This is a genomic window from Streptomyces sp. NPDC005151, from assembly GCF_053599875.1.
Map to the genome: position 1 here is coordinate 32262 of NZ_JBSFYR010000002.1, position 21735 is coordinate 53996.

The 21735-nt window shown below is 71.0% G+C and carries 18 protein-coding genes; 10 read left to right on the top strand and 8 right to left on the bottom strand.

Translation table 11 applies throughout. From position 1 onward, the window contains the following. Positions 1 to 39 precede the first annotated feature (39 nt). Positions 40 to 414 carry a GntR family transcriptional regulator gene (locus ACWD6R_RS01660; protein WP_451816858.1) on the top strand — a complete coding sequence of 125 codons (375 nt, stop codon included), beginning with the start codon at positions 40 to 42 and terminating at the stop codon, positions 412 to 414. A gap of 93 nt (positions 415 to 507) precedes the next feature. Here ACWD6R_RS01660 and ACWD6R_RS01665 read toward each other — a convergent pair whose 3' ends face one another. Further along, entirely contained in the window at positions 508 to 1602 is a 1095-nt protein-coding gene (locus ACWD6R_RS01665) for a DUF5925 domain-containing protein (protein ID WP_451816859.1), read from the bottom strand. Positions 1603 to 2323: 721 nt separating this feature from the next. On the opposite strand from ACWD6R_RS01665, the gene ACWD6R_RS01670 reads away from it, so the two are divergent. After that, a complete protein-coding gene (locus ACWD6R_RS01670) occupies positions 2324 to 3124 on the top strand; it encodes an SGNH/GDSL hydrolase family protein (protein ID WP_451816860.1) in 801 nt (266 codons plus the stop codon). A 30-nt stretch (positions 3125 to 3154) separates the two neighbouring features. Here ACWD6R_RS01670 and ACWD6R_RS01675 read toward each other — a convergent pair whose 3' ends face one another. Beyond that, entirely contained in the window at positions 3155 to 4804 is a 1650-nt protein-coding gene (locus ACWD6R_RS01675; RefSeq protein WP_451817056.1) for a serine/threonine-protein kinase, read from the bottom strand. Positions 4805 to 5069: 265 nt separating this feature from the next. On the opposite strand from ACWD6R_RS01675, the gene ACWD6R_RS01680 reads away from it, so the two are divergent. Continuing rightward, positions 5070 to 5333, top strand: a complete 264-nt coding sequence (locus tag ACWD6R_RS01680; protein ID WP_327247209.1) for a hypothetical protein — start codon at positions 5070 to 5072, stop codon at positions 5331 to 5333. Between the two features lie 80 nt (positions 5334 to 5413). On the opposite strand, the gene ACWD6R_RS01685 is transcribed toward ACWD6R_RS01680, so the two are convergent. From ACWD6R_RS01685 to ACWD6R_RS01695, 3 genes are all read right to left on the bottom strand, one after another. Beyond that, positions 5414 to 6436 carry a CaiB/BaiF CoA transferase family protein gene (locus ACWD6R_RS01685; protein WP_451816861.1) on the bottom strand — a complete coding sequence of 341 codons (1023 nt, stop codon included), beginning with the start codon at positions 6434 to 6436 and terminating at the stop codon, positions 5414 to 5416. 73 nt (positions 6437 to 6509) lie between these two features. Further along, complete coding sequence (locus ACWD6R_RS01690; RefSeq protein ID WP_451817057.1) at positions 6510 to 7262, bottom strand: ABC transporter permease; 753 nt, start codon at positions 7260 to 7262, stop codon at positions 6510 to 6512. 71 nt (positions 7263 to 7333) lie between these two features. Then, a complete protein-coding gene (locus ACWD6R_RS01695; protein WP_451816862.1) occupies positions 7334 to 8311 on the bottom strand; it encodes an ATP-binding cassette domain-containing protein in 978 nt (325 codons plus the stop codon). A gap of 64 nt (positions 8312 to 8375) precedes the next feature. Here ACWD6R_RS01695 and ACWD6R_RS01700 point away from each other — a divergent pair, with 64 nt between their 5' ends. Further along, positions 8376 to 9083, top strand: a complete 708-nt coding sequence (locus tag ACWD6R_RS01700; RefSeq protein ID WP_451816863.1) for a TetR/AcrR family transcriptional regulator — start codon at positions 8376 to 8378, stop codon at positions 9081 to 9083. A 21-nt stretch (positions 9084 to 9104) separates the two neighbouring features. On the opposite strand, the gene ACWD6R_RS01705 is transcribed toward ACWD6R_RS01700, so the two are convergent. From ACWD6R_RS01705 to hmgA, 3 genes are all read right to left on the bottom strand, one after another. Next, entirely contained in the window at positions 9105 to 10328 is a 1224-nt protein-coding gene (locus tag ACWD6R_RS01705; RefSeq protein WP_451816864.1) for a type ISP restriction/modification enzyme, read from the bottom strand. 63 nt (positions 10329 to 10391) lie between these two features. Then, positions 10392 to 11150, bottom strand: a complete 759-nt coding sequence (locus ACWD6R_RS01710) for a GntR family transcriptional regulator (RefSeq protein ID WP_451817058.1) — start codon at positions 11148 to 11150, stop codon at positions 10392 to 10394. Positions 11151 to 11241: 91 nt separating this feature from the next. After that, positions 11242 to 12570, bottom strand: coding sequence for a homogentisate 1,2-dioxygenase (gene hmgA / locus ACWD6R_RS01715; protein WP_451816865.1), 1329 nt, complete (start codon positions 12568 to 12570; stop codon positions 11242 to 11244). A gap of 177 nt (positions 12571 to 12747) precedes the next feature. On the opposite strand from hmgA, the gene ACWD6R_RS01720 reads away from it, so the two are divergent. The 6 genes from ACWD6R_RS01720 to ACWD6R_RS01745 all read left to right on the top strand — a co-directional run bounded on the left by ACWD6R_RS01720 (position 12748) and on the right by ACWD6R_RS01745 (position 21728). Then, a complete protein-coding gene (locus ACWD6R_RS01720) occupies positions 12748 to 14970 on the top strand; it encodes a right-handed parallel beta-helix repeat-containing protein (RefSeq protein ID WP_451816866.1) in 2223 nt (740 codons plus the stop codon). 2 nt (positions 14971 to 14972) lie between these two features. After that, entirely contained in the window at positions 14973 to 15839 is an 867-nt protein-coding gene (locus ACWD6R_RS01725) for a hypothetical protein (RefSeq protein WP_451816867.1), read from the top strand. Next, complete coding sequence (locus ACWD6R_RS01730) at positions 15836 to 17119, top strand: hypothetical protein (RefSeq protein WP_451816868.1); 1284 nt, start codon at positions 15836 to 15838, stop codon at positions 17117 to 17119. Before ACWD6R_RS01725 ends, ACWD6R_RS01730 begins: the two co-directional genes overlap by 4 nt. A 46-nt stretch (positions 17120 to 17165) precedes the next feature. Next, positions 17166 to 17786 carry a TetR family transcriptional regulator gene (locus ACWD6R_RS01735; RefSeq protein WP_451816869.1) on the top strand — a complete coding sequence of 207 codons (621 nt, stop codon included), beginning with the start codon at positions 17166 to 17168 and terminating at the stop codon, positions 17784 to 17786. Positions 17787 to 18182: 396 nt separating this feature from the next. Continuing rightward, positions 18183 to 19622 (top strand): CitMHS family transporter, encoded by a 1440-nt coding sequence (locus ACWD6R_RS01740; protein WP_451816870.1) that lies wholly within the window; start codon positions 18183 to 18185, stop codon positions 19620 to 19622. Between the two features lie 219 nt (positions 19623 to 19841). Next, positions 19842 to 21728, top strand: coding sequence for an ABC transporter ATP-binding protein (locus ACWD6R_RS01745; protein WP_451816871.1), 1887 nt, complete (start codon positions 19842 to 19844; stop codon positions 21726 to 21728). Positions 21729 to 21735: the final 7 nt, after the last annotated feature.

Below are 21735 nucleotides of genomic sequence, written 5' to 3' on the forward strand. Positions count from 1 at the left end.
GTCGCCTCCGAATTTCCGGCGGTGGGGGAGAATCGGGCCGTGACTTTGAAGATCGCTCTCGATCCCGGCTCCGGCACCGCCCCGTACGAGCAACTGCGCACGCAGATCTCCGAACTGGCGCGGTCCGGGGCGCTGCCCGTCGGCTACAGACTCCCGACCGTACGCGGCTTCGCCGAGGAGCTCGGCCTCGCCGCGAACACGGTGGCCAAGGCGTACCGGACCCTGGAGGCGGACGGGGTGATCGAGACCCGCGGACGGAACGGCACGTTCGTCGCTGCCGCGGGGGATGCGGCGGAGCGGAAGGCCGCGGAGGCGGCGCGGGAGTACGCGGACCAGGTGAGGCGGCTCGGGTTGTCGCGCGCGGCGGCGGCGTCGCTGGCGCAGGATGCGGTGCGGGCGGCGTACGAGGAGTGACTGCGGCCGTCCGGTGGCCGTTCGTTTCCTCAAGGGCCTGACAACCAACCCCGTCCGGCGATTGAGGACAGACATGGTTACCGGGCCGAATCCTCAGAGGTACAGCCCCGCGTCCGCCCCCGCGTCCTGCTTCGGCACCGAGGCAGGACCGGTGCCGCGGCGCAGCGCGTACAGCTCGGCCAGCGTCGCTCCCTCCCGGCCGAGCCCCTCCTCCGTGCCCAGCCAGGCCACCGCCTCCCGACGCGTCAGGGAGCCCACCTCGATGCGGGCCAGGCAGCGGCCGGGCCTGACGACCGCCGGGTGGAGCCGCTCCAGGTCCTCATTGGTCGTCACGCCCACCAGCACATTGCGGCCCTGGCCCAGCAGCCCGTCGGTGAGGTTCAGCAGCCGGGACAGCGCCTGGCCCGCGGTGTGCTTGGCCTCGCCGCGGATCAGTTCGTCGCAGTCCTCCAGGAGCAGCAGCCGCCACCTGCCCTTCGCCGTGCCGTCGTCCTCGCCGATCGCGATGTCCATCAGATAGCCGACATCGTTGAAGAGCCGCTCCGGGTCGAGTACGCAGTCGACCTGGCACCAGTCCCGCCAGGACCGGGCCAGCGTGCGCAGCGCGGACGTCTTGCCGGTGCCGGGCGGGCCGTGCAGCAGGAGCAGCCGGCCCGCGATGTCGTCCGGTGTCACCTTCATCAGCCGGTCCATGGCCTCGGCCACCGGCGCCGTGTAGTTGCTGCGCACCTCGTCCCATGTACCGGCGGCGATCTGCCGGGTGGTGCGGTGCGGGCCGCGGCGCGGCGAGACGTACCAGAAGCCCATCGTCACGTTCTCGGGCTGTGGTTCCGGTTCGTCCTGGGCGCCGTCCGTCGCCTGGTCGAGGATCTTCTGCGCCAGCTCGGCGGTGGTCGCGGTGACGGTGACGTCGGCGCCGCGGTTCCACCGCGAGATGAGCAGCGTCCAGCCCTCTCCCTCGGCGAGGGTTGCGCTGCGGTCTTCGTCGCGGGCGGCGCGCAGCACCTTGGCGGCAGGCGGCAGCAGCGTCGCCCCGGACTTCACCCGGTCGAGGGAGGAACTGTGGGAGTACGGCTGCTCGCCCGTCGCGAAGCGGCCGAGGAACAGCGCGTCGACGACATCGGCCGGGGAATCGCTGTCGTCGACGGTGAGCCGGATCGGCAGAGCGGACTCAGGGTTGGCAGACATGGCGCCCATGATCCGGCACAGGGGCACCCGGCGCACCCAGGTTTCGCCACCTTCTGCCACCCGTTCGAACGGTCCGCATCGCTCACCTCCCCGAGCCGGCGAATCCGCTTCGTACCTGCTGCGGCGTCGGCGGACCGCCGGACCGTCACCCGCTCCGGGGCGTACGGTCCCTGGCGCCGCCGCGCCGCCGCGTCGGCATCCTCGACCGGATGGGTTCCGGGGCTCCGGCATTCCGGTCGCCGGCCGAATGATCGGCGGTGCATGCGGAAGCGATCTGCGGTGCACAACGGCTCCCCCGCGATAGGGAGCCCACACCGTCCTGCCTCGCTCCGGATGTTCTGCATGCGCGACTTTGCCCCGCAGCGCGCCGGATGCCGGATGCCGATATGACGCACGCTCAGAGCCTGTCGGGTGACCTCTGATCGGGCGGCCACGCCCTGGCCCGCACGCTTCCCGCGTTGCCGAAATGCCCTAGTAGCTCCTTCCCCAAGCTCTCAGCTTCGTTCGAGCAGGGGAGACCCCATCCGAGGGCCTTCCAGCGCCTTGGAATCGCACGCACCAGACCACGTCCGCTTTCCGATCGAAGGTCACCCGACAGGCTCTCAGGGGGCGTTCAGGAGTACCTCATGGATGTACTTGGCATGAACACTTCCAGTCGAGCGTCTGTGCTGCTACCACTGAGTAGGGCAGAGATCCTGCCGGTCGGTCCAAGGGAGATTCCATGAAAATATCCAGACTTGTGGCGTTGTCGTCCTCACTTCTGCTCGGTGCCGTACTCGCCCTGACCGGGGCGACCACCGCGAACGCCGCGACGTCCGTCGATTACGTCGCACTCGGCGACTCGTACTCCTCGGGGGTCGGATCCGGAAGCTACGACAGCGCCAGCGGTGGCTGCAAGCGCAGCACCAAGGCCTATCCCGCGCTCTGGGCCGCCGCCAACTCGCCCGCGTCGTTCGCCTTCACGGCCTGCTCGGGTGCCGTTACCGACGATGTGAGGGCCGGACAGCTCGGCCCGCTCTCCGCCTCGACCGACCTCGTCTCGATCTCCATCGGCGGCAATGACGCGGGCTTCGCCGATGTCATGACCACCTGTGTCCTCCAGTCGGAAGCCACCTGCCTCAGCCGGATCGCCACCGCCCGCAGCTATGTCGACTCCACCCTGCCCGGCAAGCTCAACTCGGTGTACACGGCGATCAGGTCCAAGGCGCCGTCCGCCCGTGTCGTCGTCCTCGGCTACCCCCGCTTCTACAAGATCGGCGGCAGCTGCATCGCCGGCCTGAGTGATACCGAACGCTCCGCCATCAACAGCGCCTCCGACTACCTCAACGCGGCAACCGCCAAGCGTGCGGCCGACCATGGCTTCACCTTCAGAGATATCGCATCCAGGTTCACCGGGCACGAGATCTGCTCCGGCAGCGCCTGGCTGCACAGTGTCAACTGGCTCAACATCGGTGAGTCGTACCACCCCACCGCCGCCGGACAGTCGGGCGGCTATCTGCCCGCCTTCAGCTCGGGGGTCTGACGGGGCGGCGGAAGCCACGGGCCGTCCCGGTCAGTCGTCCGCCGGGGCGGAGGCCCCTTCCGCCGATGCGGAGGCCCCGTCCGTCGGGGTCTCCGTCCGGCAGGTCACCGAGAACGCCACTCCGTTCGAGGTGACTGCGACCGGACTCCTCACCTCCAGGGTGATCGTTCCGTGGTACGTGGTGTCCTGCCGGTACGTCAGCTCCGTGTGTGACACCTGCTTCGACCGCCCGTCGCCGGCGCCGAAGGACAGCGACTGCCAGCCGGGATCGGAGCTCGTACCGTCCTTCAGCACCCACCGGTACTCGACCCGGGCCGGCGTGCGCCCCACCGTGATCGTCGCCTCGACCGCCGGTGCCTCGGTGTGCGGCGGTGGGCAACTGCCCTCGTAGCTGTCGCGTACGGGGGTGAGATACACCGCCACGGTCTGGGGCGGCGGCTTGCTCGTACTGCCGTGGGCGGTGTTGCCGGTGCTCCCGGCGCCGCCCCCGCCCGGTGATCCGTCAGAGCCGGACGTTCCCCGGGTGGCGGGCGTCGAGCGCGGGGCGCTGCTCGTCGGCCCCGGGCCGGCCGCGCCGGTGGTGCCTCCGGCGTTCTTGTCGTCGCCCTTGTGTGCCAGCGTCCAGACGATCCCGCCGACGGCCAGCAGCAGGACCGCCAGCCCTACGGCGAGAAGGGCGACCGCGCGACGCGACCGCTCCTCGGGGGCGTACGCGGACGTCGGAGAAGAAGCGGGGGAGGGGAAGGGGGTCGCGGGAAACGGCGTTGCGGGCGCCGTCGTACGGGCAGTCACCGTGGCACCGTACGGATCCGCCGCACCGGCCCCCGCGGTCCGAGGCGTACCCCCGGCGGCGACGATCCGCAGCCGATGCTCGGCCTCCGCAGCCGAGAGCCGCTCGGCCGGGTCCTTGCGCAGCAGCGCCTCGACGACCGGGGCGAGCGGGCCGGCCCGCCGGGGCGGCGGCAGTTCCTCGTCCACCACCGCCCGGAGCGTGTTCAGCGGGGTGTTCTGACGGAACGGCGAATTGCCCTCGGTCGCGGCGTACAGAAGCACACCGAGCGACCACAGATCCGATTCGGGCCCCGGCGTGCGCCCCAGTGCGCGCTCCGGTGCCAGGAACTCCGGCGAGCCGATCAGTTCACCCGTCATGGTGAGTGCGGATGTCCCCTCGACCATGGCGATACCGAAGTCCGTCAGCACCACCCGCCCGTCGTTGGCGAGCAGCACATTGCCGGGTTTCACATCGCGGTGCAACACCCCGGACCCATGGGCGCTGCGCAGTGCGGCCAGCACCTCCGCGCCGATGTGCGCCGCCCGCTGCGGGGACATGGGGCCCTCGGCGTCCAGTACGTCGGAGAGCGCGAGCCCGCGGATCAGCTCCATCACGATCCACGGGCGGGAGTCCTCGGTCGCCACGTCGTAGACGGTGACCACGTTGCGGTGGGAGACCCTCGCGGCCGCCCATGCCTCCCGCTCCAGGCGCGCGTAGAGCCGCTGTACGTCGGAGGCGGGCAGCCCCGACGGGGCGCGGACCTCCTTCACGGCGACCTCGCGCCCCAGCACCTCGTCGCGCGCCCGCCACACGGTACCCATCCCGCCCTGGCCCAGGGGGCCCAGCAGGCGGTAGCGGCCCGCGATCAGTCGGTCCTCGCCCGGCACTTTGCTCACGGTGATCCCCATCCGCAGGAGTGGCGGCAGCACGGCGGAAACCTCTCCACGCTAGCTCAGACCGGACCGTTCCCGACCCCCTTGCGCACCAATCCGCCGCTGAGGGCCAACCACTCCCGTTCTGTCCAACTCGCCCTGGAATCGAGCGAATTATGAGTACGGTCGTCAACCTCCGTATGTGTGTGCTCAATCCGGCGCCCGGGATACACGCGTGTCATCGCGGGGGGATAGGGTTAACCTGCCCGGGCCGGGTGCCCTCGTACGGGTGGGGAGTGACATGGAACAGATAGCGATGCGTAGCAGGCCGCGTGTGCCTGCCATCACATGTGGGAGCAGTGCGACCAGTTCGCGCCTCGACCGCCATCTCGCAGTGCTCGGCGGCCCCGCCGTCCCGCAGCGCGAGACCGCGGAGGCGACGTTGCTGATGCTTGAGCTCACCTCGCGCGACGCCGCGCACAGCCGCCGGAGCAGGAGCGCGCGGGTCTCGCTCTTCGCACCGCTGCGGCGACTGCGGCGCTCTCTCTTCGGCAGCCGCCGCTGACCCGACGGCCTGTCACCATCGATCCGGCACCCGACCGATCGCCCGTCCCTGACTGAACCGGCCCACCGCTCGGGCCGCGCTCAGGCGATCACACCGTCCCGGCGCAGCTCCGCTGTCTGCTCGTCCGTCATCCCCGCGGCCCGCAGCAGTGCTTCGGTGTGCTCACCGAGCGCCGGTACGGCTCCCATCCGCGGCTCCGCCCCGCCCGGCAGCGTGATCGGCGGCAGCATGGCCCGCAACGCCCCGACCGGTGATTCCACTTCCCGCCACCGGTCCCGCGCCGCCAGCTGAGGGTGTGCCGCCACATCCGCCACGGTGTTCAGCCGGGCGCAGGCGATGCCCGCGGCGTCCAGCCCGGCCAGCGCCTCCTTCGTGGTCAGTGTGGCGAGCGCCTCGGCCACCACCGCATCGGTCCGCTCCCGGTGAGCGGTCCGTGCGGTGTTCGTCGCGAAGTCCGGATCGCCCGCCAATTCCGGCCGTCCCAGAACCTGTTCCGTGAGCCGGCGCCACTCCCGGTCGTTCTGCACGGAGAGCAGCAGTTGTTCCCCGTCCGCCGTCTCGAATGCGTCGTAGGGGGCGATGACGGGATGCGCGAGCCCCGTGCGCACCGGGGTTTCGCCTCCATGCATCCGATGGTGCAGCGGATGACCCATCCACTCGGCCAGCGCCTCCAGCATCGAGATCTCCACCGGCCCGCCGAGCCCGGTGGTCGCGCGCCGCAGCAGCGCCGCGAGCACCCCCGAGAAGGCGTACATCGCCGCCGCGATGTCGGCAGCGGGTACACCCGCCTTCACCGGCTGCCCGGGCGTGCCGGTGACGGAGACCAGTCCCGCCTCGCACTGCACGAGCATGTCGTAGGCCCGCTTGTGTGCATACGGCCCGTCGGCGCCGTACCCCGAGATGTCGACGGCGACCAGCCGCGGGTGCGCGGCGCAGAGCGTCGCGGCGTCCAGACCCAGCCGGGCAGCCGCGCCCTGGGCGAGGTTCTGTACGAACACATCGGCGTCGGCAACCAGTCGGCGCACCACGGCGAGGCCGCGCGGGTCCTTGAGGTCGATCGCGCTGACGCATTGATTCCGCGGTGAGCCCGGTGTGCGTGCCACGCTGACGCGATGACCCCTCGACGTGTACGGGGCATCCGTCGCGCCGGTGCGGTGGCCCCTCGGTGGGTCCGTGTCACTCGCCGCCGCGCGCATGGCGCCGGACGGCCAGCGGTACGAACACCACGAGGAGCGCCGCCGACCAGGCGAGCGTGCCCGCCACCGGATGGGCTGCCGGCCAGGCCGCGTCCGCGGACGGTGCCGCATTGCCGAACAGGTCACGGGTGGCGGCGGCCATGGCGCTGATCGGGTTCCACTCCGCGACCGTCCGCAGCCAGCCCGGCAGATTGTCGGTCGGGATGTACGCACTCGACAGCAGCGGCAGGATGAAGGTGGCACTGCCCAGCTGACCGGCGATCTCCTCGTTGCGGATCAGCAGGCCCAGCCAGCAGCCCAGCCAGGACGTGGCGAACCGGAGGAGCAACAGCAGCCCGAAGGCGCCCAGGGCGGCGAGCGGACCGCCCTCGATCCGCCAGCCGACCGCGAGCCCGACCAGGATCAGCGGAATCATGCCGATGGCCGTGGTCAGCAGATCGGCGGCGGTCTGGCCGAAGGGTACGGCGGCCCGGCTCATCGGCAGCGTACGGAGCCGGTCCATCACCCCGCGGTGGCAGTCCTGCGAGGCCTGGAACATCCCGACCATGATGCCGTTGGCCGCCGTCGCCGCCAGCAGGCCCGGCACCAGGAACGCGCGGTACTCCTGGCCGGGCATGGCCAGGGCGCTGCCGAACACGTACCCGAAGAACAGCAGCATCGTGATCGGCATGGTCTGGGTCAGGATCATTACGCCCGGCGCCGCTTTGATCCGCTGCAGATGGCGGCCCAGCATGGCCAGGGAGTCGGCGATCGGGGTGCTTGTGGCGGGCGCGACGGTCTGCTCGTGGACCAGTGCGGTGCTGCTCATGCTGCCGTCTCCTTCAGGGGCGGGGAGGTGCGGCCGTCGCCGCGGTCGGTCAGGCGGAGGAAGACCTCGTCGAGCGTCGGCGGGCGCAGGCTCGCGTCGATCACCGGTACTCCCGCTGCGTCGAGTTCGCGGACGATACGGGGGAGGGTGAGCGTGGGGTCGGTCGCGACGGCGCCCACGGTGCGGCGCTCGTGGTCGAGTACCGGTTCGGTGCCGGTGAGCTGATCGAGGACGCCTGCCGCCGGAACCAGCGCCGATTCATGGGAGACGACCACTTCGGCGTAGCTGCCGATGCGGGCCTTCAGCTCGGTGGGGGTGCCGCGATGGGCGGCTTGGCCATGGTCGATCAGCACGATGTCGTCGGCCAGCTGATCGGCCTCCTCCAGATACTGCGTGGTGAGCAGGACGGTCGTGCCCCGGCCGGCCAGTTCCCGTACCGCCGCCCAGATCTGGTTGCGGCTGTGCGGGTCGAGTCCGGTGGTCGGCTCGTCCAGGAAGAGCACCCGCGGGCGGGTCAGCAGACTGGCGGCGAGGTCGAGGCGGCGGCGCATGCCGCCCGAGTAGGTGCGGGCCGGGCGGTCGGCGGCCTCCGTCAGCTCGAAGCGTTCCAGGAGTTCGTCGGCGCGGGCGCGCGCGGCCTCGCCGCGGAACCGGAGCAGCTTGGCGAAGAGCCGCAGATTCTGCCGGCCGGACAGCTCGCCGTCGACCGAGGCGTTCTGCCCGGTGACGCCGATCGCCGCGCGCACCGCGCCCGCCTCGCGCACCACGTCGTGGCCCGCCACCCGGGCGCTTCCGCCGTCCGGGGCGGTCAGCGTGGTGAGGACCCGGACGGCGGTGGTCTTGCCTGCGCCGTTCGGCCCCAGTACTCCGCACACGGTGCCCTCGGCGACCGCGAGATCGAGCCCGCGCAGCGCGTGGACATCGCCGTAACGCTTCTCCAGACCTTCACTAAGTACAGCGTACGTAGTTGTCATGTGGCCCACCGTACCGCACTACGTACGGTGTACGTAACTACGATGGTGGGAGAGGTGGTGATCGATGGTGGGGCGACCCGCTGTACCCGAAGTGATCTGGGCGCGCCCCGAGCGTGCGGGCCGAGGCCCCAGGCCCGCGTTCAGCCGTGCCGACATCGCGGCAGCCGCCGTCCGTATCGCCGATGCGGAGGGCCTCGACGCGGTGTCCATGCGGAAGGTCGCGGCGGAGCTCGGCTGCGGCACGATGTCGCTCTACAACTACGTGCCGCGCAAGGAGGACCTGTACGAGCTGATGCTCGACGCGGTCAGCGACGGGTACGAGTTCCCGGAGCCGTCCGGCGACTGGCGCGCCGATCTCATCGCACTGGCCCATCAGGCCCGCGAGATGATGCACCGCCACACCTGGGTGCCCCGGCTGATGTCACCCGTGTACGGCTTCAGCCCGAACGCCCTGCGGTATCTGGAGTACTCGCTCAGCTGCCTGGACGGGGTCGACGCGCGATTCGGCGAGAAGATGGAACTCATCGCCATGGTCACCAGTGTGGTTACCACCTATGTGGCCAACGAGATCGCCACGGCGGAGCGCAGCCGGTCGCTGCCCTGGTCCGAGGAGCAGGAGCACGCCGCGCGCACCGACTATCTGATCAGCCAGATCGCGACCGGGAAGTATCCGCGGATGGCGGCGGGATTCGCCGAGGACCCCGGACCGATCGATCTGGACGGCGTCTTCAACCGGGCGCTGCACCGGGTGCTGGACTCCTTCGACCGGTAGCGCGTACGCGCCCCGATGCCGTCACAGCAGCGCGAACTGCCCGTCCGGCCCCTCCTCCTGATGGTCGAGCACCGACGCGGGCCGCCTGGCCGTGGCCGGGACCGGCAGGACGCCCGCCGCGCGGAGATCGCCGGCCGTGATCTGCGGGCCGTCGGCCAGGCCCTCCTGCCGGGGACGGAGTTCGGCGAGCAGGGCGAGCACGGTGATCAGTTCCAGCAGTTCCGAGGTCCATTCCTGGGGCCACGTGCGGGGCCGGACCGCTTCCAGGCCGCCCAGGTCCTCCGCCCCGTCCGCCGCCCGTCGCTCGAACCACAGTTCCAGCATCCGGACCCCGCCCACCCGGAACTCCCAGGCTCCCGCCGGCACGGGCGAGATGCGTCCCGTCCCCAGCAGGAGCGCCTCGTCGCCGGGGTCGTACTCCAGCGTGCCGGGCGCGGCCGGTACCGCGGCCCGCACGTAGGGGCGCCGCCCGCCGGGCAGCCGCGGGCGCTCCCCGCCGCGCGCGCCGCGCAGCTGCAGCCGCAACAGCTCCCGGCCCAGCTCCACCCCGGCCCACCAGCGTGCGCTGTCGGCGGGCAGCGGCACGACGGATCCGGCCGGGGAATGACGGGCCGCCGTGACGATCCAGGCCAGCACGGACTCCGCGGTGACCGCGTCCCCGTGCCGGGCGCGCAGCAGCCCGAGCAGACCGGGCGCCAGATTGGGTTCCCGTCCGCCGGGCCTTCGGTAGAGCGGCCGGATCCGGCCGGGGCGGCCCGCCGGGGAGTGGCCGTCGGGCAGCAGCGCCGTCACGGACAGGGCGGGACCGGTGTCCTGCGGTACGTACCCGTGCTCGACGGCGAAGAGCTGGTGCCCGTCGGCGACCCTCCACAGCTCCGGGCGGGCGGCGTCGATCAGCCGGTGGTCGGGGATCAGCCACTGCTCGTCGAACGGTCCGTGCAGGATCCGCACCGGCTCGGGGCACGGACCGGACTCCCGCGCGAACCGGGCGGTGGAGGTGGTCTGGCCGGGCAGCGCCGCGACCGGAGTCTGCGGGTTACGGGAACGGGTGGGCCGGAAAAGCTGTTCGCGCTCGACTCCCCCGGCGCTGACCAGACGTCCCCAACGGGCCTTGAGGGAAGCGGCGTCCGGGGCCGTCACCCAAGGGCGCCCGGTGCGCAGGGGCCGTACGGACCATGGCATGAGGTCGTCGAGCAGCGGGATGCCGTCGTCCCCGCCGGCTCCGGCGCCCGCCCGTGCTGCCACCGTGTCGTCCTCCCCGTCGCCACGTCCGCCGCCCCAGGCATCGTAACGGCGCGTCGTGTGCGGTCAGTGCGCTTCGACCGTCACCGAGAACGAGAACCTGTCCCCCCGGTACCGGATCTGTGCCACATCCACCACCCGGCCGCTCTCGTCGTACGTCACCCCTGTGTAGAAGAGGATCGGGCTGAGCAGCGGGACCTGGAGGAGCTCGGCGGTGGCCGGGTCGGCGAGCCGCGCCTCGACCGTGTCCGTGATCCGCGCGATCCGGACGCCGACGCGGTCGCGCAACACCTTGGTCATCGGCCAGCGTTCGAGATCGGCGGCATCGAGCCGGGCCGCGACCTCGGGATGCACCGTGTTCTCCGCCCAGTTGGTGGGCTCGCCGGTGTCGCCGTCGCAGCGCAGCCGCCGGTAGCCGACCACGTCCGTACAGCCCGGGAAGTACTCGGCGAGATCGCAGGGCAGGGCGAGCGGGCCATGGCCGAGGACCGTGGTGCGCTCGCCCGACTGCTGGGCGACGATCGCATCGATCGAGCCGAGCAGCCGGACCGGCGAGGCCCGGCGGGCCCGCGGCTCGATGAAGGTGCCGCGCCGCCGGTGCCTGCTGATCAGCCCCTCCGTCTCCAGCTCCTTGAGCGCCTGCCGCATCGTGAGGACGCTGACGCCGTAGTGTGCGGCGAGCTGCTCCTCGGTCGGCAGCCGCAGCGAGGCGTCCTGGGCGCGACCGAGTATGGACGCGCGCAGGGACTGCGAGACCTGGTACCACAGCGGCAGTTTGCGGTTCAGGACCAGCGAGTCGGGGGCGAAGGCCGTCACCTGGGGCATCTGGGGCAGTTGAGGCACCTGGGTCACCTGGACTCTCCGTACTGCGACACTGCGGACGCGACGAGCGGGGGCCGGGAAGCGGCGGCTTCGCCTATGGCCGGAAGTTGCGTTCGAGACCCTGCCACACGTCGTCGTACCCGCGCTGCAGGTGGTCGGCGGTCGACGCCTGTCCGGTCGCCGTGACCGGCCAGCGGGTCTCGAACATGAAGGCAAGACCGTCGTCGATCTTCTGCGGCTTCAGCTCCGCCGCGCTCGCCCGGTCGAAGGTCTCCCGGTCCGGGCCGTGCGCCGACATCATGTTGTGGAGCGAGCCGCCGCCCGGCACGAAGCCGCCCCTGCCGGCCGTCTTCGCGTCGTACGCCCCCTCGATCAGCCCCATGTACTCGCTCATCACATTGCGGTGGAAGTACGGCGGCCGGAACGTGTCCTCACCGACCAGCCAGCGCGGCGCGAAGACGACGAAATCCACACCGGCGAGACCGGGGGTGTCCGACGGCGAGGTCAGCACCGTGAAGATCGACGGGTCGGGGTGGTCGTAGCTGATGGAGCCGATCACATTGAAACGGTGCAGGTCGTAGACGTACGGGGTGTGGTTGCCGTGCCAGGCGACGACGTCGAGCGGCGAGTGGTCGTACGTCGCGGACCAGAGGTTGCCGCAGAATTTGTTGATCACCTGGACCGGGCGGTCCGCGTCCTCGTACGCGGCGACGGGAGCCAGGAAGTCCCGGGCGTTGGCAAGGCCGTTGGCGCCGATCGGGCCGAGGTCGGGGAGTGCGAACGGCTGCCCGTAGTTCTCGCAGACATAGCCGCGGGCGGAGTCGTCGAGGAGTTCCACACGGAAGCGGACACCCCGGGGGATCAGCGCGATGTGGCCGGGTTCGGCGCGCAGCAGGCCCAGTTCGGTACGGAGCAGCAGGCCGCCCCGCTCGGGGACGATGAGCAGTTCGCCGTCGGAGTCGCTGAACACCCGGTCGGTCATGGCCGTGTTGGCGTGGTAGAGGTGCACGGCCATGCCGGTGCGCTGGGTGGCGTCGCCGTTGCCGCCGAGGGTCCACAGCCCTGCCAGGAAGTCCGTGCCGGGCGCGGGATCGGGGAGCGGGTCCCAGCGCAGCCGGTTCGGATCGGGGACGGACTCGGTGAAGGGGGCGGTGCGCACCGCACCGTTGTCGATCCGGACGAACGGCGGGTGGGCGGCCGAGGGGCGGATCCGGTAGAGCCAGGAACGGCGGTTATGGGCGCGCGGTTCGGTGAAGGCCGAGCCGCTCAGCTGCTCGGCGTAGAGGCCGAGGGGTGCTCGCTGCGGCGAGTTGCGGCCGTGCGGCAGCGCCCCCGGGACCGCCTCGGAGCTGTGCTCATTGCCGAAACCGGCGGAGTGCGCAAGCGCTTCCGCCGTCTTCCTCGCCTGCTCGATGCCGCCCATGCCGCGCTCCCGGTGCCGAAGAAATCCTATGGGACACCGTAGGAATTAGAACGGGGCACGTCAACGGGGCAGGGCGGTGGCGCGTCGCGGATCCGGTGCGGGGCCGTGACGGAAATCTTTTGATCCGTCGCGCAGAAGAGGGTTCCAAAAGTTGAACAATGCTCTACTCTCCGGCATATGTCGTGGACACGAAGACTTCTGGTGGTCCTGGTGGCACTGGCCGCCGCACTCCTCGCGGCCCCGGCCGCCCAGGCGCACGAGGAACGGCCGGTCACCCTGCCCGACGGTTCCGGCAGCGTCCCGGTCTACCGCACCGGCGAACCCGATCTGCTGGTCTGCAAGAGCGACCGCGCCGACTTCGAACGCCGGATATCCGGCTTCCCGGCGAAGCTCCGGGCACGCAACCTCGAACTCTTCGACCGGTGCCGGAAGTCCGGGTACCGCCATCTGCAACAGGCCGTCGACGAGGTCGGCAGACCGGGCATGACCATCGCGATCCTGCCCGGCCTGTACGAGGAGGAGCCCTCGCTGCCCAGTCCGACGGGGGAGTGCGCGAGGCTCAAGGCGCCCAACTCGCAGCTCGGCTACCAGATCCTGTCGTACGCGCAGCAGAAGCAGTGTCCGCACAACCAGAACCTGGTGGCGATCCTCGGCAAGAAGCAGCTCCAGATCGAGGGGACCGGCGCGGAGCGCACCGACGTCGTCATCGACGCCAAGTACCGGAAACTCAACGCGATCCGCTCGGACGGCTCCGACGGCATCTACTTCAAGAACTTCACCGCCCAGCGCACGACATTCAACTCGCTGTATGTGCTGGCCCAGGACGGCTTCGTCATCGACGACGTCCTCACCCGGTGGAACGACGAGTACGGCTTCCTCACCTTCGCCAGTGACCACGGGCTGTACAAGAACTGCGAGTCGTACGGCAACGGCGACTCCGGCATCTACCCCGGCAGCGCGTCGGACATCAATGACGGGTACGGCTACGACGTGCCGCGCTACTCGATCGAGATCACCGGCTGCCGCAGCCACCACAACATGGTCGGCTACTCCGGCACCGCGGGCGACTCGGTCCACGTCCACGACAACGAGTTCGACCACAACATGGGCGGCGCCTCGATGGACAGCGCCTTCCCCGGCCACCCCGGACTCCCGCAGAACCACGCACGCTTCGAACGCAACCTGATCCACGACAACAACGCCGACTACTACCCGTACGTCGCCGACGGAACCTGCGCCAAACCGCCCGTCGAACGCGGCTACGAGGACGGCGTCGTCTGCCCGCAGATCTCCATGCCGCCGGGCACCGGCATCATCACCGCGGGCGGCAACTGGAACATCTACGAGAACAACTGGATCTACGGACAGCGGCGCGCCGCCTTCTTCCTGAGCGCCGTCCCCGCCTTCATCCGCGGCGAGAACGCCCTCGCGAAGCAGGCCGACACCTCGCACCACAACCGGTACGCGGGCAATCACCTCGGCACGGACAAGGCGGGCCGCTCCCGGCCCAACCGCACCGATGTGTGGTGGGACGGCCAGGGCGACAGCAACTGCTGGCAGTCGGACACCGGACCGTCCACACCGCGCTCGCTGCCCGCGTGCGGGGCGGCGCGCGGCGCGGTCTCCGTCCGCACCGACCGGCTGGTGGGCGAACCGGTCAAACTTGCCCAACTGCTGGTCTGTGCCGACTACAACGTGCAGGCGCGGCGGCTGCCGGCCGGCTGCGACTGGTACGGCGCACGCGGCATCGAGCGCATCGAGGTGCAGATCGCGCTGGGTGTCGCTCTGGTGCTCGCACTGGTCGGCGGGGTGCTCTGGTGGCGCCGCCTGCGGCACAGCCGGCTCGCCACAGCGGCCACCCTGCTCGGCGCGATCGGCCTCGGGCTGGATGTGGCCGGTGCGACGACGGGCCTCGCGTCCTCCTATCTGCCTGCGGTGGCGCTGCTGCTGACCGGGGCGTGGTGGACCGCCATCGGACTCGTCCTGCGCGGCGAGCGGCCCGGACTGGGCTGGACCACGATGGTGCTGGGCGCCCTGACCCTGCTCGACGCCTTCGACAAGGCCGTCCTGATGATCCCGTGGATCCCGATCGGCCCGGCCTGGGTACGCGGTCTCCTCGGCGTCATCTGGGTGGTGTGGGCGGTGGCGGCTTCGGCGCGGCACGGGGAACGGGCGGTACGGAAGAAGGCGGACCCGGGGCCGGACGCGGACGCGAACGCGAACGCCGATGCGGCGGACACGCAGGGCGACGACCGGGCGGGTGCCGGTGCGGGCGTGGGAAGGAATTCGGGCCACGGCGCGGGCTCCGGACACGGTGCGGATTCAGGGTCCGGATCGGCGGGTTCCGGGCCGGACACGCATTCCGGGTCCCACCGGGGCTCCGGACCGGACGGGGACTGATCATGAGGCGATCTCCCCGCCCGCTGCGACTCAACAGGCTCACGCCGCTCACGCCGCTCACGTCGCGCACGGCGTTCCCCCGGCTCGCCGTCGCCCTTCTCACCGCAGGCGCCCTCGTGTGCGGTGCGACTGCCTGCGGTGGGCGGCCCACCACCCACCACAGGCCCGGCACCAGCCATGAACAGGCCGGCGGCAGCGTCGGCCGGCTCCTCACCGCGGACGACGGATCCGGGCACCGGCTCCGCCAGGTCGAGGCCAAGGGCGCACCCGCGGTGACCGTCGCCGTACGGCCGGACTCCGAGGACGGGTGGAACGTCCATCTCTCCGTACGGAACTTCAGATTCAGCCCGGACAGTGTCGGCGGCGCGGCGCTCCTCGGGCGCGGCCACGCCCGGCTCTTCCTCGACGGCCACCCCCTGGCCCGGCTCTACGGCCCCTGGTACCACCTCCCCGGCTCCCTCGTCCGCGACGCGGGCGGCGGCCGCACCCTCACGGCCCGGCTGTACGCCGACGATCACACCGCCTGGGCAATGCACTCCACACCGATCCAGGCCACCACGCCTCTCACCACCACTCCTTCCGCCGGCACCCCCGCCGAGCCCCGCCCCGACCGGACTCTGGAGATCGTCATCTCTCACGGCAAGGTCAGCCCCGCCCCCGGCCGCACCGAGCTCAGGAAGGGGCAGCGCATCGAGCTGCGCGTCCGCACCGACCGCGCCGACACCCTCCATGTCCACGGCTACGACAAGGAAGCGCGCCTGCCCGCCGGACGGACCACCACCCTCACTCTCACCGCCGACCGCACCGGGCTCTTCGAGGTCGAGTCCCACGAGTCCGATCTGCTCCTGACCCAGCTCGTCGTACGGTGAGCGTCCTCGCCCATGGCATCGGCTCCCGGCACGACCTGCCGCTGTCCCCCTTCTACGCGTTCGCCGGTGCCTTCGCCGCGCTCTTCGTCTCCTTCCTCGCGCTCGGCCTGCTCTGGCCCGCCTCCCGATTCCGGGGCGACCGGGCGGGCCGCCCGCTTCCGGTCCCTCTTCAGCGCCTCGCCGACGCCCGCCCCACCCGTATCGCCGCGCGCGCCCTCGGCCTGGCCGCCGCCCTGTTCGTCCTCCTCCATCTCCTCCTCGGCCCGGACGGTCCGGAGCGCAACCCGGCCGCGGGCGCCGTCTACGTGCTCCTCTGGGTCGGGCTCGTCCCCGCCTCGCTCCTCCTCGGTCCCGTCTGGCGACTCCTCAACCCCCTGCGCACGCTCCACCTCCTCGTCTGCCGTGCGCTGGCCCGCGACCCGGCCGCGGGCCGCCCCCTTCCCGCACAGCTCGGTCTGTGGCCCGCCGCGGCCGGACTCCTCGCCTTCACCTGGCTCGAACTCGTCGCCCCCGACCCCGCATCGTCCACTGCCCTCCTTCTCTTCCTCATGCTGTACGGCGCTGTCCACCTCGCGGGCGCCGCCCGCCACGGCGCCCGCTGGTTCGACCACGCCGACGCCTTCGAGGTCTACTCCGGCCTGCTCGCCCGGCTCTCCCCCCTCGGCCGCCGGCCTGCCGACCGCCGTCTCGTCCTGCGCTCCCCGTTCAACGGACTCGACGCCACCCCGCAGACCTCCGGTCTCGTCGCCACCGTCTGCGTCATGCTCGGCTCCACCGCCTACGACGGCTTCTCCGACGCCCCCTCCTGGATCACCGCCGTCCAGACCTCACCCCTGGGCCGCACCACCGCGGCCACGCTCGGGCTGCTCGCCGCCGTCGCCCTCGTCGCCACCCTCTATGCCCTCTGCGCCGGTGCCACCCGGCTGATCTCCGGTCAACTCCGCCACCCCCTCACCGTCTTCGCGCACTCGCTCGTCCCGATCGCCCTCGGCTATCTCGTCGCCCACTACTTCACACTCTTCGTGACCGAAGGCCCGCGCACAGTCATGGTGGCACTCGGCGCTGACAATCCGGTCCCGCCCGAACCGCCCCTGGGCCCCGGCGGCATCGCCACGCTCCAGGTCGCCGCGATCGTCGTCGGGCACATCCTCGGCGTCGTCGCCGCCCACGACCGGTCCGTGCGCCTCTTCCCGCCCGCCCGCGCCGTCGCGGGGCAGCTTCCCCTGCTGGCCCTGATGATCGCGTACACCGTCGGCGGGCTGACCCTGCTCCTCGCCTGACCGCAGGTGCGCACCCGCCCGTCCCGCAGAGGAGAGTCACGGCATCATGGAGCCCGTGCCCCATGCGAATACGAACCTCCGCCGCGCCCCCGTGCAGCAGCGCAGCGCCGAGCGCCTCGCCCGGATACTCGACGCCTGCGCCGAACTCCTCGACGAGACCGGTTACGAGCAGCTGTCCACCCGGGCCGTCGCCGCCCGCGCGGAAGTCCCGATCGGCTCCGTCTACCGGTTCTTCTCCAACAAGCGCGCCCTCGCCGACGCCCTGGCCCGGCGCAACCTGGACAGTTACGCGGAGCGCATCACCGGTCGCCTGACCGCCATCCCGGCCGCCGACTGGCGCAGCGCCATCGACGCCGTGCTCGACGAATACCTGGCGATGAAGCGCTCCGTCCCCGGTTTCGCCCTCGTCGACTTCGGCGCCCCGGCCCCCGTGGACGACCCGGCCTCCGACGCCAATCGCCGCGTCGCGGAGCGCCTTGCCCGGCTGCTCTCCGGTCATCTGGGGCGCACCGCCGACGAGGATCTGCTCCGGACGATCCTGGTCTGCGTCGAAGCCGCCGATGCGCTCCTCCAACTCGCCTTCCGCACCGACCCGTCGGGCGATCCGGCGATCGTCGCGGAGACCCGCGTCCTGATCCAGGCGTATCTGGCCCGGATCCTGGACTGAACCCGGCACCGCACCTCACCGCGCGGGACGACACGGGTCCGCGCCGCAGGGAACCGGACCGCATCTCCCCGCACCTCGCGAAAACGCCCGGGCGCTGGGCAAGCCGGGTCTCCGGACACCCCGAGGCCAAGGGCGAACTGCCCATCGCCGCCCTCGCCGAGGAGATCGAGATCCCGGGGGAGGACCGGATCCGCGCCCTGATCGTCCTCGCCGCCAACCCCGTGCTCAACGGCATCCCCGTCGCGGTGGCGCCCAGCGCGTCACCTGGCCACTGACCTGGGGTTTTGCTCGTATTGCTCGCATGTCAACGTCTTGTTAAGGCTGCGAGTCGCGCCCTAACGTCATCCACACCGCCGACCCCGGCGGGAGTTCAAGGGTGAACGATAGGTATCCCACATGCTGACAATCCTCGGCTTTGCCATGATTGCGACCTTCCTGGTCCTGATCATGATGAAGAAGATGTCGCCGATCGCGGCGCTGGTCCTGATCCCCGCACTTTTCTGTGTCGCCGTCGGGCAGGGCGCCAAGCTCGGTGACTATGTGATCGACGGCGTGGGCAACCTCGCGCCGACCGCCGCGATGCTGATGTTCGCCATCGTCTACTTCGGTGTGATGATCGACGTCGGCCTCTTCGACCCGATCGTCCGCGGCATTCTGCGCTTCTGCAAGGCCGACCCGATGCGGATCGTCGTCGGTACGGCGGTGCTCGCCGCGATCGTCTCGCTGGACGGCGACGGCTCCACCACCTTCATGATCACCGTCTCGGCGATGTATCCGCTCTACAAGCGCCTCAAGATGAGCCTGGTCGTGATGACCGGTGTCGCCGCCACGGCCAACGGCGTCATGAACACCCTGCCCTGGGGCGGCCCCACCGCCCGCGCCGCCACCGCCCTGAAGCTGGACGCGGGCGACATCTTCGTCCCGATGATTCCGGCCCTCGGCGTCGGACTGCTTGCGGTCATCCTCCTGGCCGTCGTCCTCGGCCGGCGCGAGCGCAAGCGGCTGGGCACCCTCACCCTCGACGAGGCCATCGTCCAGGAGCCCGAGACGGTTCTCGTCGGTGCAGGCGCCGGAGCCGGTGCAGGCGGCGGCAGCGACCGTACCCGCAAGAACTCCGGCGGAGCCGGTACGGGCACGGACGCCGAGCACACGGCGGCAGCGGCGCACGACGGCAAAGCGGACGACGACGAGGGCTTCAAGGGCCTCGACCCGAACCGTGCCACCCTGCGGCCCAAGCTCTACTGGTTCAACGCCGGTCTCACCATCGCCCTCCTCACCGCGATGATCATGGAACTGATGCCGATCCCGGTGCTCTTCCTGCTCGGCGCGGCCCTCGCCCTCACCGTCAACTTCCCCCACATGCCCGACCAGCGGGCCCGTATCGCGGCCCACGCCGACAACGTCCTCAACGTCTCCGGCATGGTCTTCGCCGCCGCCGTCTTCACCGGCGTGCTCTCCGGCACCGGCATGGTCGAGCACATGGCGGACTGGCTCGTCGGCGCGATCCCGGACGGCATGGGCCCGCACATGGCGATCGTCACCGGCATCCTGAGCATTCCGCTCACGTACTTCATGTCCAACGACGGCTTCTACTTCGGCATCGTCCCCGTGCTCGCCGAAGCCGGCGCCGCCCACGGTGTCTCCCCGCTGGAGATCGCCCGCGCCTCCCTGATCGGCCAGCCGCTCCACATGTCGTCCCCGCTGGTCCCCGCCGTCTACGTCCTCGTCGGCATGGCGAAGGTCGAGTTCGGCGACCACACCCGGTTCACCGTCAAGTGGGCCGCGCTCACCTCACTGGTGGTGCTCTGCGCCGGACTCCTCTTCGGGATCATCTGACCCATGGACCACACGGAAGGGCCCGCCGTCTCCTACCGGGCTCTTTCGCTCGGTGCGGACGAACGCGGTCTTCGACCACCACGGCCGCCGGATCTGCCCCCTGCCGAAGGAGATTTTGGGGCTCGGCCTCTGAGCCGTACCGCTCCAGGGCCTTGCTTTCGGGAAAGGCTCTGGAGCGGACGTTGACCTCAAGCCGGGTCGAGGTCGTACGTTCCTTCCATGAGCATGGAAGCCACCGCGTGGACGCAGCTCCACAACGTCATGAACGCGCAGCAGGACCGACGCCCCTTCGACCGAGCCACTCTGCGGCGCATCGCCGCGTTCGCCCGACCGCACCGGCGGCGGGTCGCCCTGTTCCTGCTGCTCAGTGTCGCCACGGCACTGCTCGCGGTCGCCACCCCCGTCCTCGCCGGCCGCGTCGTGAACGCGATCGTGACCGGCAAGGAGGAGGGGACCGTCACGCGGCTGGCCGTGCTCATCGCCGTGATCGCCGTCGCGGAGGCGGGACTCGGGCTGGTCAGCCGCTGGCTCTCGGCCACCCTCGGCGAGGGACTGATCCTCGACCTGCGCACCGCCGTCTTCGACCACGTCCAGCGCATGCCGATCGCGTTCTTCACCCGCACCCGCACCGGCGCGCTCGTCAGCCGCCTCAACAACGACGTCATCGGCGCCCAGCGCGCCTTCAGCAACACCCTGTCCGGCGTCGTCAGCAATGTCGTCACGCTGCTGCTCACCCTCGGCGTCATGCTCAGCATCTCCTGGCAGATCACCGCACTCGCGCTGGTGCTGCTGCCCGTGTTCGTACTGCCCGCACGCCGGATGGGCACGCGGATGGCGAGGCTCCAGCGCGAAGCCGCCGCCCACAACGCGGCGATGGGCACCCGGATGACCGAGCGCTTCTCCGCACCCGGCGCCACGCTCATCAAGCTCTTCGGGCGGCCCGCCGACGAGTCCACCGAATTCGCCGCCAGGGCGGGCAGAGTGCGCGACATCGGTGTCCGTACGGCCATGGCCCAGTCCGCGTTCATCACGGCTCTTACCCTTGTATCGGCGCTGGCACTTGCCCTGGTCTACGGGCTCGGCGGGTTCTACGCGCTGCGCGGGCAGCTGGACGCGGGCGCTGTCGTCGCCCTGGCCCTGCTGCTGACCCGGCTGTACGCGCCGCTCACCGCACTCGCCGGGGCACGCGTCGAGGTGATGAGCGCGCTCGTCAGCTTCGAGCGGGTCTTCGAGGTCCTCGACCTCAAGCCCCTGATCGAGGAGAAGCCCGATGCGCGGACGGTCCCGGAAGGTCCGGTCTCCGTGGAGTTCGACGCCGTGCGCTTCGGCTACCCGTCCGCCGACAAGGTCTCCCTCGCCTCGCTGGAAGACGTCGCCACCCTGGACACCCGCGGCGGCGCCGAGGTGCTGCGCGGGGTCTCGTTCCGCGCCGAACCGGGCCAGACGGTGGCCCTCGTCGGATCGTCCGGCGCGGGCAAGTCGACCATCGCGCAGCTGCTGCCCCGGCTGTACGACACGGACGAGGGCGCCGTACGCATCGGCGGCATCGACGTACGCGACCTGTCGGCCGACACCCTCCGTGACACACTCGGCATGGTCACCCAGGACGGCCACCTCTTCCACGAGTCGGTCCGAGCCAACCTTCTCCTCGCCCGCCCCGAAGCCACCGAGGAGGACCTCTGGGACGCCCTGCGCCGCTCACGGCTGGACGGACTGGTCGCCTCGCTGCCCGACGGACTCGACACCGTCGTCGGTGAACGCGGCTACCGGCTCTCCGGCGGCGAACGCCAACGGCTGACCATCGCCCGGCTGCTGCTGGCCCGCCAGCGCGTCGTCATTCTCGACGAGGCCACCGCCCACCTGGACAACACCTCCGAAGCGGCCGTCCAGGAAGCCCTCGTGGAGGCGCTCGAAGGACGCACCGCGGTGGTGATCGCCCACCGGCTCTCCACCGTACGGGCGGCGGACCTCATCCTCGTCGTGGAGGACGGCCGGATCGTGGAACGCGGCACCCACCAGGAGCTGCTGGCGGCCGGTGGCCGGTACGAGGAGCTGTACCGCACCCAGTTCGAGCGCCCTGGCACCGAGCCCGCCGGTCTGGGCTGACCACCGC

Excerpts from the sequence above, each read along its gene's own strand:
- ACWD6R_RS01665 (WP_451816859.1), bottom strand. The coding sequence starts at position 1,602 with ATGTCTGCCAACCCTGAGTCCGCTCTGCCGATCCGGCTCACCGTCGAC.
- ACWD6R_RS01670 (WP_451816860.1), top strand. The coding sequence starts at position 2,324 with ATGAAAATATCCAGACTTGTGGCGTTGTCGTCCTCACTTCTGCTCGGT.
- ACWD6R_RS01675 (WP_451817056.1), bottom strand. The coding sequence starts at position 4,804 with ATGGGGATCACCGTGAGCAAAGTGCCGGGCGAGGACCGACTGATCGCG.
- ACWD6R_RS01680 (WP_327247209.1), top strand. The coding sequence starts at position 5,070 with ATGGAACAGATAGCGATGCGTAGCAGGCCGCGTGTGCCTGCCATCACA.
- ACWD6R_RS01690 (WP_451817057.1), bottom strand. The coding sequence starts at position 7,262 with ATGCTGGGCCGCCATCTGCAGCGGATCAAAGCGGCGCCGGGCGTAATG.
- ACWD6R_RS01695 (WP_451816862.1), bottom strand. The coding sequence starts at position 8,311 with ATGACAACTACGTACGCTGTACTTAGTGAAGGTCTGGAGAAGCGTTAC.
- ACWD6R_RS01700 (WP_451816863.1), top strand. The coding sequence starts at position 8,376 with ATGGTGGGGCGACCCGCTGTACCCGAAGTGATCTGGGCGCGCCCCGAG.
- ACWD6R_RS01710 (WP_451817058.1), bottom strand. The coding sequence starts at position 11,150 with ATGCCCCAGGTGACGGCCTTCGCCCCCGACTCGCTGGTCCTGAACCGC.
- hmgA (WP_451816865.1), bottom strand. The coding sequence starts at position 12,570 with ATGGGCGGCATCGAGCAGGCGAGGAAGACGGCGGAAGCGCTTGCGCAC.
- ACWD6R_RS01720 (WP_451816866.1), top strand. The coding sequence starts at position 12,748 with ATGTCGTGGACACGAAGACTTCTGGTGGTCCTGGTGGCACTGGCCGCC.
- ACWD6R_RS01725 (WP_451816867.1), top strand. The coding sequence starts at position 14,973 with ATGAGGCGATCTCCCCGCCCGCTGCGACTCAACAGGCTCACGCCGCTC.
- ACWD6R_RS01735 (WP_451816869.1), top strand. The coding sequence starts at position 17,166 with ATGGAGCCCGTGCCCCATGCGAATACGAACCTCCGCCGCGCCCCCGTG.
- ACWD6R_RS01740 (WP_451816870.1), top strand. The coding sequence starts at position 18,183 with ATGCTGACAATCCTCGGCTTTGCCATGATTGCGACCTTCCTGGTCCTG.
- ACWD6R_RS01745 (WP_451816871.1), top strand. The coding sequence starts at position 19,842 with ATGAGCATGGAAGCCACCGCGTGGACGCAGCTCCACAACGTCATGAAC.